Origin of the sequence: Capnocytophaga bilenii, assembly GCF_017565765.1 — a bacterium.
Classification (GTDB): domain Bacteria; phylum Bacteroidota; class Bacteroidia; order Flavobacteriales; family Flavobacteriaceae; genus Capnocytophaga; species Capnocytophaga bilenii.
Genome location: NZ_JAGDYP010000002.1, coordinates 1 through 12,655, shown reverse-complemented (window position 1 = coordinate 12,655; position 12,655 = coordinate 1). Strand labels below are relative to the sequence as shown.

Here is a 12,655-nt window from a genome sequence, read left to right as displayed (position 1 = left end):
TCAAAATTCTTTATTTAAATGAAGGGTAGTACCGAAAAACAATACTTTTTCACCGAAGCGTTTGCTTGCTTGGTTGACGAGTGCTTGCAGTTGTCCTTTTACAAACTCTTGTAAATCACTTGTAGTACTCATTTCGTGATGAATAGCAAACTGAGCTTCTTCGGCTCCAAGTACTTTATAGACACGCACTTTTAGTCCTTCTCGAGCTGCTAAAGTTGGTTCATAAACTGCAGCAAACCACTCTTGCCAGTCGGCAAGTACGCTTTGTTCTACTACTGCTGTTAAATTATATACATACATAACTATTTCATTTATTGTATTTCAAAAAATAATCCTTATCTTTGCATCATATTAAAAAACATTTCAAATTATGGCAAGTATTCGCAATTTAAAAAAAGAAATTAACTGCGTTTTGGGTGACATCATAGATGCTGTTCTATTCACAGGAAAAGCTAATACCGAAGAGGGTAAAAAATTATTAGGAGAAACCCTCAAATCTTATGACGGCTTAATGGATAAATTTGCTGAAAAAACAGCTGAAAACAAAGGAGTTCATTTCAAAAACTTAAGAAAACAATTTCAAGTAAAAGCTGGAGAACTCATCCAAAAGCTAAATAGTCTGTAGTCATAGTTAGTCGTTAGCGATTAGTCGTTAGGTAAATACAAAATTTAACAACTAACAGACTGATTTCTAACGACTAACATCAAATATTTTTCGGTATTCCTTAGCATTCTCCTTATGTTGCAAGTAAGTACGCGAAAACTTGTGGTAACCAAAATTCTCAGGATCAGCCACAAAAAAGAAATAATCGTGATTTTCAGGGTGCAACACCGCTTCTATTGATGATAAATCGGGCATAGTGATAAGCCCTATAGGCAAGCCATAATTTTGATATGTATTATAAGGATTCTCCAAACTCGTATGCACTCCCGTTACTCGTTTTATCACTAAGTTGTAATCTCCCGTATGGTGTTTCATTGCAAAAATAGCTGTAGGGTCTGCCTGCAACATCATATTGATATGCAACCGATTTAAATACACCCCTGCTATACGAGGGCGTTCATCTACTTTAGCCGTCTCCTTCTGCACTATCGAAGCCAGTATACACACCTCTACAGGCGTAAGTCCTTGTGCGGCAGCCAATGCCTTGCGTTCCTCAGTCCAATAATGAAGATATTCTTTTAGCATCCGATTGCGAAAATCTATTGCCGAAGTATTCCAATACAATTCATATGTATTAGGTACATACATCGCCAATGCAGTAGCTTCAGTAAAACCATTTTCAGCAAGAAAAGTAGGATCTAAAAAAGCTCGTAGCAGTGCCGTACTATCAGGTTCTATCTGTTGGGCTATCCGCCCTGCCAAATCTTCTATCCGCTCCTGATTGTTAAACTTCACTTTTATAGGGGTATTGCGACTACGCAGCACACGTACTATCTCAATATTATTCGCTCCTTTTTTAATAATATATTTCCCCGCTCTCACCCTATGAGAATAGCCCATTCGCTGTGCTATTTGTTCAAAAGCTAAGCTATTTTTTAGCAACGGACGTACTTTGTGCAATACATCGCTAAAATCAGCTCCTGTAGGAATATAGAGTACCACCTCTTTCTCGTTAAAAGCTGTATTACTTGCAAATACAGCACGATAAATAAAAAATCCTAGTACACCTATAATAGCTACTACAGCCAATATTATCCATTTTTTCATTGTCTATATATCTGTTTTATATATCTTTTTATATTTGATAACAAGCTCTCTCCTGCCTCTTCTCAATTTTATCATATTACTTGCTACTAATCATCCTAGTTATCCATTTTGGTATTAAGTAGATACCTATAAGGCAAGTTACCATTACGGGGGAATAAGAATGAGTGAAATAGCTTATCAAAATATGCCATACCAAAAAGAAACTCAATCCTACAAGATATACGCTAAGCGCTATTCTTGTAGCTTTTTCATTCTTTCTACACAAAAAAGCAATAAGTACTACAAAAGCAATTTGTCCTACAGAAGCTCCTACAAAATATTCAGGATGCTCATTAGCCAAATGGGCACTCTCTAAAATTCTTGAAAATTGCAACCATTGGGGTATCTTATCCACAAAATCAATATACCACTGCCAAAAAGAAATACTTTCTTCTAACTGATGAAGAGTATGTAACCCTATTATTGGTAGCCATAAATGTATATATTTATTTGTTTCCATATACTGCATAATACTCATTTTCTTTCTTTTGAATATTGTTAAAAAAGTGTGTATCCTCAGCCTTTGTAATATTCAATAAATCTGTCTTCTAATAACTCAATATTCTCCACTTCCTTTCGCCACTGAAAGTTCTTGTTATCAGTAACAATATTATATACCAATGTTACAGACACTTCAATCATATCAGTTATTATTGAAATTAGAAAGGGTTTCATTTTTGAAATCTTTTATCTGAAGGCAAAGGTACTAAAAAAAGAGAAAACCGAAAACTTTATACTTCAAAATATATAAAATCTTCGGTTTTTTTTAAATACTATGAACACAAAAAAATACTCACTAATCACTGCTTTTCAGCAGTTTATCGTTAGCAAAACTAAGATTTATGCCCATCTTTACGATCGCGATCATTACGTGGTTTCCCATTTTGAGGTCTGTCTTGTTTAGGACGATCTTCTCTTGCTGGGCGATCTTCACGTGGTGGTCGTGGCAACAATGCCTTGCGTGACACTCTTGTTTTCTTAGTTTTAGGGTCAATACCAAGGTATTTTACCTCTATTATATCTCCTTCTTTAAGAACATCTTCTATTTTATCTATTCTATCCCACGATACTTCCGAGATGTGAAGCAAAGAATCTTTACCTGGTACAAACTCTACAAAAGCTCCAAATTCTACCAAGCGAACCACTTTCACGGTATAAGTTTCGCCTTCTACTGGTTCAAATTTCACTGCATTTACAGCATCTATAGCTTCTTGTATACCAGCTTCATCAGTACCTAAGATTTCTACAACTCCCAAATCGCCCACTTCTTCCACCACAATAGTAGTTTTGGTACGAGCTTGCAAGTCTTGAATGTTCTTTCCTCCTGTTCCAATAAATGCCCCAATATATTCTTTAGGCATATCCATTTTCACAATCTTAGGAGCGTGAGGTTTCACTGTCGGATTTGGTTTTGCTATCGTATCAGTGATTTTGCCCAAGATATGCATACGCCCTTCACGAGCTTGGTTAAGTGCCTTCTCCAATATTTCGTAAGAAAGTCCTTTTATTTTGATATCCATTTGGCAAGCTGTAATACCATCTGCAGTACCCGTTACCTTAAAGTCCATATCACCCAAGTGGTCTTCATCACCTAAGATGTCTGAAAGCACTGCATAGCGCTCACCATCACTAATAAGTCCCATTGCAATACCCGATACTGGTTTCACCATTTGCACCCCAGCATCCATTAGTGCCAAAGTACCCGCACACACTGTAGCCATTGACGATGAACCATTAGATTCTAATATCTCCGATACCACACGTACTGTATAAGGGCAATCGGCAGGAATCATACGTTTAAGAGCTCGTTGCGCCAAATTACCGTGTCCAATCTCACGGCGTGAAGTACCTCGCAACGGACGCGCCTCACCTGTTGAGAAGGGAGGGAAGTTGTAGTGCAAGTAAAAACGTTCTTCTCCTTGTTCTGAAGGTAAATCAATAACGTTTGCCTCACGAGAAGTACCCAAAGTAACCGTTGTAAGTGATTGGGTTTCACCACGTGTAAAGATAGATGAACCGTGTGCTGAAGGCAAATAACCTACCTCACACCAAATAGGGCGTATTTGGGTAGTATTACGTCCATCCAAACGAATATTCTCTTCCAATATAAGATTGCGTACAGCTTCTTTTTGTGCATCGCCAAAGTAACGACCTACAATAGGTGCAAGCTCTTCCAATTCTTCTTCAGTAAAGAGAGCCAAACACTCTTCTTTTACAGCGTCAAATTTTTCTCCACGCTCTTGTTTAGTAGTATTTTCTTTTGCAATTGCATAACACTTAGTATAAGCCAAATCATATACTTTAGCTTTTACTTCTTCATTTTCTACTTCTGGCTCATAAGTGCGTTTTACCGTTTTACCTACTTTTTCTGCCAAACGCAATTGTGCTTCAATATGAGGTTTAATAGCTTCGTGAGCAAATTTTATAGCCTCTGCCATATCTTTTTCGCTCACTTCGTTCATCTCACCTTCCACCATCGCCACAAAGTCCTTCGATGCTCCCACCATTATATCAATGTCAGAAACTTCTAACTGCTCACGACTTGGGTTTATCACAAATTTTCCATTCACACGCCCTACACGCACTTCCGAAATAGGTCCATCAAACGGAATATCCGATACCGCCAAACAAGCAGAGGCTGCCAAACCTGCTAAGGCATCGGGCATTACATTCTCATCGTGCGAGATGAGTTGTATCATCACCTGTGTTTCAGCGTGATAATCTTTAGGGAAAAGCGGACGCAATACGCGGTCTACTAAGCGCATCGTTAAAATCTCTTGGTCGCTGGGGCGTGCCTCACGTTTGAAGAAGCCACCAGGAAAACGCCCTGCCGCTGCAAATTTTTCACGATAATCTACCGTTAAAGGTAAAAAATCGGTTTCGGGGTTAATTTCGCGCGCAGATACTACTGTCGCCAATAGCATCGCATTACCCATTTGCACCACAACAGCACCATCGGCTTGTTTAGCCAATTTGCCTGTCTCGATGGTGATGGTACGTCCATCACCCAAATCGATGATCTCTTTTTTTACTTCTGGAATCATTTTTAATCCTAATTTTTAATTATTTGCGTTGTGTTGTTGTGTGCTGGGTCGCGAAACCAATGAAAAACTATTTCTTCTTATACTATACGAAAGGAGGCGCTGAAGCCTCCTCTCTTTTTCGTCTATTTTCTGATGTTTAACTCTTTGATAATCGCACGGTATCTTTCAATATCCGTGTTTTTCAAATAGTCAAGCAAACTTCTGCGTTTACCTACTAATTTTACCAATGAACGCTCCGTGTTAAAATCCTTACGATTCACTTTCAAGTGCTCTGTAAGGTGATTGATTCTAAAGGTAAAAAGTGCAATCTGTCCTTCTGCTGAACCTGTATTGCTTTCTGAACCCGCGTACTTCTTGAAAATTTCCGCTTTTACTTCTTTTGTTAAATACATTCCAATATTATTTTAATGATTATTATGTACATTTTCTGGCTGCAAAAGTACAACCTTTTTTTTATATACGCAAATTTTATAACGAATATTTTCGGTGAAGTCCTAAACTTTGGGAAAAATCGTACCTTTTAGGACTCTAAAAACAGCCTACTAACTAAATTCGCGTTCGCGGCGTTTGCGCTCGTTTTCGTCTAAATAAATTTTCCTAATACGCATATTCTTAGGGGTAACCTCTACGTATTCATCTTTTTGAATATATTCCAATGCTTCCTCCAACGAAAACTTAATAGGCGGTGCCAATTTTACTTTCTCGTCAGACCCCGCAGCTCGTACGTTAGTAAGTTTCTTGGTTTTCGTCACATTCACCACCATATCGCCACTGCGTGAGTTTTCGCCTATTACCTGCCCTGTATAAATCTCTTCACCTGGGAAAATAAAGAATTTTCCTCTATCTTGCAGCTTATCAAGCGAATAAGGTATGGCAGTACCTTGTTCCATAGAAATTAGCGAACCATTAATACGCCCTGCAATTTCTCCTTTATAAGGCTGAAACTCCAAGAAACGATGGTGAATAATTGCCTCACCTGCAGTAGCTGTTAGCAATTGGTTGCGCAAACCTATAATACCTCGTGATGGAATTATAAATTTGATAATCATTCGTTCGCCTTTAGGCTCCATACTTAGCATTTCTCCTTTGCGAAGTGTTACCAAATCTACTGCTTTACCACTTACATTTTCAGGTAAATCTATGGTTAATTCTTCTATAGGCTCACATTTTACTCCGTCAATTTCTTTGATAATTACCTGTGGCTGACCTATTTGCAATTCATACCCCTCACGGCGCATTGTTTCAATCAATACCGAAAGGTGCAATACCCCACGCCCATACACAATAAATTTATCAGCACTATCGGTAGGCTCTACACGCAAAGCCAAATTCTTTTCAAGCTCTCGCTCCAAGCGTTCTTTCACGTGTCGTGAAGTAACAAATTTACCATCTTTACCAAAGAAAGGAGAGTCGTTAATAGTGAAAAGCATACTCATCGTAGGCTCATCAATTGCTATGGTAGGCAATGCCTCAGGATTTTCATAATCGGCAATAGTATCGCCAATTTCAAAACCCTCAAGCCCTGCAATAGCACAAATATCACCAGCTTGCACTTCTTCTACTTTTTTACGACCTAAACCGTCAAACAAGTGTAGTTCTTTTATTTTTGATTTTACAACACTTCCATCGCGTTTCATCAGCGAGATATTCATACCTGCTTTCAAGGTACCGCGATGTAGTCTACCTATAGCAATACGCCCTGTAAAAGTAGAGTAATCCAATGAAGTAATGAGCATTTGCAAGCTGCCTTCCTCTATTTTAGGAGCGGGAATATGAGTAATAACCATATCTAGCAAGGGAGCTATGCTATCTGTTTTTTTATGCCAATCTTCAGACATCCAATTTTGTTTGGCTGAACCATACACTGTAGGAAAATCCAACTGCCAGTCTTCCGCACCGAGTTCAAACATCAGGTCGAATACTGCTTCGTGCACCTCATCGGGCGTACAGTTTTCTTTATCTACTTTATTGATAACCACTATAGGTTTCAGTTTCATTTCAATAGCCTTTTGCAGCACAAAGCGCGTTTGTGGCATAGGACCCTCAAAAGCATCTACGAGCAACAATACGCCGTCTGCCATATTTAGTACGCGCTCTACCTCACCACCAAAATCGGCGTGACCAGGGGTATCAATAATGTTAATTTTGATATCTTTATAGATAACCGATACGTTTTTTGAGAGTATAGTGATACCTCGCTCACGCTCTAAGTCGTTATTATCTAATATCAATTCACCAGAGTCCTGATTTTCTCTAAAGAGTGCGCAATGGTGCAATATTTTATCTACAAGGGTAGTTTTTCCGTGGTCAACGTGGGCAATAATGGCTATATTTCTAATAGCGGTCATATAAATATCTATGTTTTATTTTTTTTGAGGGTGCAAAAGTACAAAATATTTTCAATTTGTCAATAATTTGTAGCAAGTTACTTTTATAGAAAAACGCAGCGACTTTTTTAATCCACTGCGTTTCGTTATATTTTCTAAATTCTTAAGCGTGAAAGCTGTTAAACAATGCTTCCATTTTTTCTTTTTCTTCTTCGGCAAGAGCAGCGTCTACCAATATTCTTCCACTGTGTTCATCGGTGATGATTTTTCGGCGAGATGCAATTTCAGCTTGTACTTGAGGAGGAATTGTAAAAAATGAGCCTCCCGAAGCACCGCGCTGGATAGGCACTACTGCCAAGCGATTGATTACGGTGCCTCGTATGCGCTGATAAGCTTTCAGCAAGCGGTCTTCTATTTTTGCTGCGTATTCTTCGGCTTTTTCTTTCAAGAAAGCTTCTTCTTTTTCGGTTTCTGCAAGAACAGAGCTCAATTCAGCTTTTTTATGTTTTAAATGTGCATCGCGAGCCGCTTTCTTTTCATCAACTTGTTTAATAGCTTCTTTTTTAAGATCTACTTGTGCTTTACCTTCTTTTATACGTTTTTCAGCAAGTTGTACTTCTAATTCTTGAAACTCTATTTCTTTAGCTATAGAAGTGTATTCTCTATTATTACGCACATTTTTCTGCTGGGTAGTATATTTTTTTATAAGCCCTTTAGCTTCTTCTATTTTAGCCTTTTTTTCGGCAATACCAGCTTGCAAAGCATCTAATTCTTCTTTGAATTTTACGTGTCTTTTTTTCAAGCCTTCCACTTCATCTTCAAGGTCAGATACTTCTAAAGGTAGTTCACCACGAGTGTTTTGCAATTCGTCAATTTTAGAGTCGATAAGCTGTAAATCATACAGCGCTCTTAATTTCTCTTCTACAGTAATGTCTGATTTTTGTACCATTTTACGAATAATATTTGATAGGATTGGTATCAACCGTTGTTATTGAGACCGCAAAGGTAGTAATTTTTTTTGAAAGATAATCAAATAAAAGATTTTTTATGTATTGTTCACTTTCATAATGCCCTATATCGGCAAGTAATATAGTGTCTTCTGCTTTGAAAAAATCGTGATATTTAAGGTCTGCTGTCACAAAGGCGTCTGCTCCTGCTCGTTTTGCATTTTCTATTGCAAAAGCACCACTACCGCCCAGTACAGCCACTTTTTTTATGTATTTTCCACGCAACGCCGAATGCCTAATACATTGCAGTGCAAATGCTTCTTGCAAATAGGTCAAAAACGCTTTTTCTTCTATAGGTTTTTCAAGTTCGCCCAGCAATCCTAAGCCTATATGCTGATGGTCATTTTCAAGCGTATATACTTCATAAGCGATTTCCTCATAAGGATGATTTGTGCGCAATGCCTTTAGTATCTTTCCCTGCAAATGGCGTGGAAAAACTACTCCTATTTGGGTTTCGGGTTCGGTGTGCAACTCGTTGCGGACTCCTATTGTGGGGTGTGAAAAATCATTCCCCTTAAAAGTACCTGCTCCTTCAAGGTTAAAGCTGCAACAGTCATAATTGCCTATAGCTCCAGCCCCTGCTGCAAACAAGGCTTCACGCAACATTGCTGCCCCGCTATGGGGTATATAGGTAACGAGCTTACAAATAGTATGGGCTTGTGGTATAAGCACCTGTCTGTTAGTAAGTTTTAGTTTGTCAGCTATAGTAGCATTTACCCCCTGCAGCTGGTTGTCCAAAGCGGTATGCATACTATAAATGGCAATGTCATTTGCAATTGCCTTCATCACCACGCGTTCTACGTAGTTTTTGCCCGTAAGCGACTTCAGTCCGCTGAAGATAATGGGGTGAAAACTCACTATTACATTTGCTTTCTTAGCAATAGCCTCATCCACTACTGCCTCCAATGTATCTATAGCTATTAGTACGCCTTGCACCTCTGCCTCCCTATCTCCTACCAGCAAACCCACATTATCAAAGCTTTCTGCGTAGTCTAAAGGAGCTATCTCCTCAAGTAATGCTATCAATTCTCTTATTTTCATTACATTATTATTTAATTCCTAAATGCTGGCGCACCTCATTTACGGTTTGTTCTGTAAAAAGAGCTTCTAAGTTTTTCCATACGCTGTGGTAACCATAAGGACCTTGCAACATTTCTTGTTTTGCTTCATTTATAGTCCAATTGTGATAAATAATCCTATACATTGCCACCATTATACCGGTACGGTCAGCTCCGTGATAGCAATGCACCAATACAGCTCCTTTCTTTTGTTGTTCTCGTATAAGTTTAAGTGTTTGCGCTATTTCAGGGGCTTTGATGCGCCACGTAAGCAACGGATGGTTAATAAGATGAATATCTTCTTTATTTGTAAATATTTTCTTATCGCCTGTACGGGTAAAATAGCGCAGGTTGATAATGGTTTTTATATTGGTGCTTTTTATCACTTCTTTGTCTTCATTCACCAATTGCTCACTGCGATACAGCAAATCATCTACCTTATAAAAATTGGCGTCTTTGTGTATGAGGGTAGCTTTGTGTTGTGCGCTCAGCAGTGTAACACATAGCAAGAAACAATAAAATAAGATGTTTTTTTTCATAAATTCTGAATTACTTCTCTGCTTTGGCATTTAGTTCATTATAGCGTTTTATTACGTCATTCACGTTTCTTACAGATATTTTCGTCCATTGTTCTAAAACGCTGTAGCGTTCTTCGTCTGTAAGTTGCCATTTGATATTACTACGCCTAAGTTTATCTGTAAGTTGTTGTAGTACAATGGCTACTGCTACCGATATGTTCAGGCTTTCGGTAAAGCCCACCATTGGTATTTTCAGGTAAGTATCTGCTTGGGCAAGCACTTTTTCTGATAAACCTTCTTTTTCAGTACCGAAAAAAAATGCACTTTTTTTGCTAATATCAAAATCATTCAGCAAATAGGCATCTTTATGTGGCGTAGTAGCTACAATTTGGTAGCCTTTTTCTCTAAGGATATCAATGCATTTCTGGGTATCATCATACCTAAACACATCCACCCATTTTTGGGCACCCATTGCTATTTTTTCGTCCAATCGCTTTCCGTAACGTCCTTCTATGCTATGAGCCTGTTGCACACCAAAAACTTCGCAGGTACGCACTACGGCACTCGTGTTGTGCATTTGGAATACATCTTCCATAGCTACCGTAAAATGATTGGTGCGCTGGGATATAATTTCCAAAAAGCGTTGTTTGCGCTCTTCTGTGATAAAGTTTTGTAAATAATCTAATAATGTCATTGTTATAATGTAAGAAGGGGGTACGGGGCAAATTTATAAAAAATTTTGGTATGAGCAAAATTCTTCTTACCTTGCGGCGTTTTTAATTATCATCAAATGGCGGAGTTTGTAAATGCTATAGAGGTAGATCACCTTTACAAAAAATATAAAGAAGCTGATTATTTTGCGCTTAATGATGTTTCTCTAAGAGTGAAAAAAGGAGAAATTTACGGTATTTTAGGCGCTAATGGAGCAGGAAAAACCACCTTGCTTTCTATTCTCTTCGGAAGTATACAGCCCACAGCAGGCAGCTTCAAAATTGCCGGACATACTTATAAGGATAAATCTATTAAATATAAAATAGGGGTTGTACCACAAGAGTACGCCCTCTACCCTACCCTTACCGCTCGCGAAAACTTGCATTATTTTGGTAGCCTTTATGGGTTAAAAGGAAAAACTCTTTACAAAGCAACCGAAACTGCCTTGCAAAGAGTTAATTTATTAGAAGTTGCCGACAAAAAAATTGGGCATTTTTCTGGCGGTATGAAAAGACGTATCAACCTCATTGCTGCTATATTGCACCAACCCGAAGTCCTATTTTTAGATGAACCTACTGTTGGGGTTGATATCGTCTCAAAACAAATTATAATCAACTATTTGAAAGAGTTAAACTCCAAGGGTATGTCGGTTTTATACACCTCACATCACTTACAAGAAGCTCAAGATTTCTGCCAGCGATTAGCCATACTGAGCAACGGAAGCATCTTGATGGAGGACACGCCTGCCAACCTCATAGCTCAAACCCAAAGCGGGCGCTTAGAAGAGTTATTTATAAAATAACCTTTTCGTAAGCCTTACGAAGCCCTCCTCGCATACGAACCTCTCCACAATACCGATAGCCCATTTTCTCCAAAATATGCAACATCGGAGCGTTGTCATAATTGGTATCCACTCGTATTGATGGGATTTCATCGTATTTCACTAATGTTTCTATCTGTTGTAACATCACTTGCACCAACCCTTTACCTATATAGTCAGGCGAAATTGCTATCCTATGAATTACCACATAGCTGCCATTAGTAAGCCACCTGCCATCAATAGCTGCATAAGCAGGCTCGTTATTCAAGATAAGCGCACAATAACCTACTATCACTCCACTATTTTCCAACACATAGCCATAATTTTCTTTTAAATCATTAGCTACTACTTCCTCATTAGGGTATCCATCTTGCCATTGTTGGCTGCCATCGGCTTTTCGCCTTTCAATGGCAGCTGCCAATATATCCCAAATAGCAGCCTTTTCGGCATAAAGTGCTGGACGGAGTTTAATATCATTCATTTCCTATCGGATTTTAGCTGCATAAGTAGGGTTTAGTGCCTTGTATTGATTTACAAATTTATCTTTATCATTTGCATTTTGAATATTAGTAGGTACATAGATATTTTGTAATGCTTTAGCACTATCAAAAGCAGTTGTGCTTATTACAAAAGCGGTTTCTTGTAGTATAAACACATTACTCAAGCTCGTACAACCCAAGAAAGCTCTATCTTTAATAGCGGTTACTCCTGAAGGTATCACTATATTATTGAGTCTTATACAACCTGTGAAAGTAAGTTTTTCAACAGAAGTAATCGTTTCAGGAAGGTCTATTTGCTGTAAGCGAACGCAATTAGCAAAAGCTTCTTCACCTATTTTAGTAAGCCCTTCGGGTATATCAATTGTTTTCAAACGATAGCAAGAATTAAAGGCTGCTCTGCCTATTTCAGTCACGTTATCGCCTATAAGTATCGTAGTAAGTTCCTTAGCTGGTGAACCTATTGGAGCAAAGGCATTGTCGCCTATTTTCTCTACAGCTCTGAGCTTAGGGTCAGCATTCATATCAATAAAGCGAGTTTTTTCATTCTTCCATTTTAGTAATGTTTTCCCATCGCTGCTCAATTCGTAGTTTTCTGAAGAAAGCTGTTGCGCAGTAAGAGAGAAGCCTGTACTCAAATCCCAATTAGTAGCACCTTTAGGACCATAGAACATTTTAGTTTCAGTGTCTATATAATAGTCGCCTTGCTTTCCTTTGTCAGCAGTAGGTTTGCCTGCCTCAGCATAAATTACCGAACCATCTTTCCCTGGTAAACCATCTTTACCATTAGCCCCTGCTGCTTTTATTTTTGTATCTTTGTTTCCTATAAACCAGTTGCCATTGTCTCCTATATGAGGAGTAGTACCATCACTACCATTAGTGCCTGCTGCTTTTATGCCTGTATCTTTGTTTCCTATAAACCA

Annotated in this window: 14 protein-coding genes and 1 pseudogene; 2 read left to right on the top strand and 13 right to left on the bottom strand. The window is 38.4% G+C overall.

Annotated elements, in window-relative coordinates:
• Nucleotides 1–300, bottom strand: a complete 300-nt coding sequence (locus J4N46_RS02465) for a DUF4286 family protein (protein WP_208058034.1) — start codon at nucleotides 298–300, stop codon at nucleotides 1–3.
• Between the two features lie 70 nt (nucleotides 301–370).
• On the opposite strand from J4N46_RS02465, the gene J4N46_RS02460 reads away from it, so the two are divergent.
• The gene (locus J4N46_RS02460; RefSeq protein ID WP_009414994.1) at nucleotides 371–625 is read left to right on the top strand and encodes a hypothetical protein; all 255 of its coding nucleotides are present in this window, start codon (nucleotides 371–373) and stop codon (nucleotides 623–625) included.
• A 66-nt stretch (nucleotides 626–691) separates the two neighbouring features.
• Here J4N46_RS02460 and mltG read toward each other — a convergent pair whose 3' ends face one another.
• The 10 genes and pseudogenes from mltG to J4N46_RS02410 all read right to left on the bottom strand — a co-directional run bounded on the left by mltG (nucleotide 692) and on the right by J4N46_RS02410 (nucleotide 10,398).
• On the bottom strand, nucleotides 692–1,711 hold the full coding sequence (gene mltG / locus J4N46_RS02455; RefSeq protein ID WP_208058033.1) for an endolytic transglycosylase MltG: 1,020 nt from the start codon (nucleotides 1,709–1,711) through the stop codon (nucleotides 692–694).
• Between the two features lie 76 nt (nucleotides 1,712–1,787).
• On the bottom strand, nucleotides 1,788–2,210 hold the full coding sequence (locus J4N46_RS02450) for an HXXEE domain-containing protein (protein WP_208058277.1): 423 nt from the start codon (nucleotides 2,208–2,210) through the stop codon (nucleotides 1,788–1,790).
• A gap of 4 nt (nucleotides 2,211–2,214) precedes the next feature.
• Nucleotides 2,215–2,425: pseudogene (locus J4N46_RS02445) on the bottom strand (hypothetical protein); the annotation flags it as partial.
• 158 nt (nucleotides 2,426–2,583) lie between these two features.
• On the bottom strand, nucleotides 2,584–4,794 hold the full coding sequence (locus tag J4N46_RS02440) for a polyribonucleotide nucleotidyltransferase (RefSeq protein WP_208058031.1): 2,211 nt from the start codon (nucleotides 4,792–4,794) through the stop codon (nucleotides 2,584–2,586).
• 122 nt (nucleotides 4,795–4,916) lie between these two features.
• Nucleotides 4,917–5,186 (bottom strand): 30S ribosomal protein S15, encoded by a 270-nt coding sequence (gene rpsO, locus J4N46_RS02435; protein ID WP_009414989.1) that lies wholly within the window; start codon nucleotides 5,184–5,186, stop codon nucleotides 4,917–4,919.
• Between the two features lie 150 nt (nucleotides 5,187–5,336).
• Nucleotides 5,337–7,142 carry a translational GTPase TypA gene (gene typA / locus J4N46_RS02430; protein WP_009414988.1) on the bottom strand — a complete coding sequence of 602 codons (1,806 nt, stop codon included), beginning with the start codon at nucleotides 7,140–7,142 and terminating at the stop codon, nucleotides 5,337–5,339.
• A 142-nt stretch (nucleotides 7,143–7,284) separates the two neighbouring features.
• The gene (locus J4N46_RS02425) at nucleotides 7,285–8,070 is read right to left on the bottom strand and encodes a zinc ribbon domain-containing protein (RefSeq protein WP_009414987.1); all 786 of its coding nucleotides are present in this window, start codon (nucleotides 8,068–8,070) and stop codon (nucleotides 7,285–7,287) included.
• A gap of 1 nt (nucleotide 8,071) precedes the next feature.
• Nucleotides 8,072–9,169 carry a Nif3-like dinuclear metal center hexameric protein gene (locus J4N46_RS02420; protein ID WP_208058030.1) on the bottom strand — a complete coding sequence of 366 codons (1,098 nt, stop codon included), beginning with the start codon at nucleotides 9,167–9,169 and terminating at the stop codon, nucleotides 8,072–8,074.
• 7 nt (nucleotides 9,170–9,176) lie between these two features.
• Nucleotides 9,177–9,725, bottom strand: coding sequence for a tyrosine-protein phosphatase (locus J4N46_RS02415; RefSeq protein ID WP_034556617.1), 549 nt, complete (start codon nucleotides 9,723–9,725; stop codon nucleotides 9,177–9,179).
• 10 nt (nucleotides 9,726–9,735) lie between these two features.
• Nucleotides 9,736–10,398 (bottom strand): TrmH family RNA methyltransferase, encoded by a 663-nt coding sequence (locus J4N46_RS02410; protein WP_009414984.1) that lies wholly within the window; start codon nucleotides 10,396–10,398, stop codon nucleotides 9,736–9,738.
• Nucleotides 10,399–10,494: 96 nt separating this feature from the next.
• On the opposite strand from J4N46_RS02410, the gene J4N46_RS02405 reads away from it, so the two are divergent.
• Entirely contained in the window at nucleotides 10,495–11,217 is a 723-nt protein-coding gene (locus tag J4N46_RS02405) for an ABC transporter ATP-binding protein (RefSeq protein ID WP_009414983.1), read from the top strand.
• On the opposite strand, the gene J4N46_RS02400 is transcribed toward J4N46_RS02405, so the two are convergent.
• Nucleotides 11,207–11,716, bottom strand: a complete 510-nt coding sequence (locus J4N46_RS02400) for a GNAT family N-acetyltransferase (protein ID WP_208058029.1) — start codon at nucleotides 11,714–11,716, stop codon at nucleotides 11,207–11,209. The two genes, J4N46_RS02405 and J4N46_RS02400, sit on opposite strands and share 11 nt — an antisense overlap.
• 3 nt (nucleotides 11,717–11,719) lie before the next feature.
• Nucleotides 11,720–12,655: leucine-rich repeat domain-containing protein (locus J4N46_RS02395; protein WP_208058028.1), on the bottom strand; the 936-nt coding region annotated here is incomplete at its 5' end.

What these genes read in the sequence shown, in the direction of transcription:
- J4N46_RS02420 (WP_208058030.1), bottom strand. Translation starts at nt 9,169, where the DNA reads ATGAAAATAAGAGAATTGATAGCATTACTTGAGGAGATAGCTCCTTTA.
- J4N46_RS02405 (WP_009414983.1), top strand. Translation starts at nt 10,495, where the DNA reads ATGGCGGAGTTTGTAAATGCTATAGAGGTAGATCACCTTTACAAAAAA.
- J4N46_RS02410 (WP_009414984.1), bottom strand. Translation starts at nt 10,398, where the DNA reads ATGACATTATTAGATTATTTACAAAACTTTATCACAGAAGAGCGCAAA.
- J4N46_RS02440 (WP_208058031.1), bottom strand. Translation starts at nt 4,794, where the DNA reads ATGATTCCAGAAGTAAAAAAAGAGATCATCGATTTGGGTGATGGACGT.
- J4N46_RS02415 (WP_034556617.1), bottom strand. Translation starts at nt 9,725, where the DNA reads ATGAAAAAAAACATCTTATTTTATTGTTTCTTGCTATGTGTTACACTG.
- typA (WP_009414988.1), bottom strand. Translation starts at nt 7,142, where the DNA reads ATGACCGCTATTAGAAATATAGCCATTATTGCCCACGTTGACCACGGA.
- J4N46_RS02465 (WP_208058034.1), bottom strand. Translation starts at nt 300, where the DNA reads ATGTATGTATATAATTTAACAGCAGTAGTAGAACAAAGCGTACTTGCC.
- J4N46_RS02425 (WP_009414987.1), bottom strand. Translation starts at nt 8,070, where the DNA reads ATGGTACAAAAATCAGACATTACTGTAGAAGAGAAATTAAGAGCGCTG.
- rpsO (WP_009414989.1), bottom strand. Translation starts at nt 5,186, where the DNA reads ATGTATTTAACAAAAGAAGTAAAAGCGGAAATTTTCAAGAAGTACGCG.
- J4N46_RS02400 (WP_208058029.1), bottom strand. Translation starts at nt 11,716, where the DNA reads ATGAATGATATTAAACTCCGTCCAGCACTTTATGCCGAAAAGGCTGCT.
- J4N46_RS02460 (WP_009414994.1), top strand. Translation starts at nt 371, where the DNA reads ATGGCAAGTATTCGCAATTTAAAAAAAGAAATTAACTGCGTTTTGGGT.
- mltG (WP_208058033.1), bottom strand. Translation starts at nt 1,711, where the DNA reads ATGAAAAAATGGATAATATTGGCTGTAGTAGCTATTATAGGTGTACTA.
- J4N46_RS02450 (WP_208058277.1), bottom strand. Translation starts at nt 2,210, where the DNA reads ATGGAAACAAATAAATATATACATTTATGGCTACCAATAATAGGGTTA.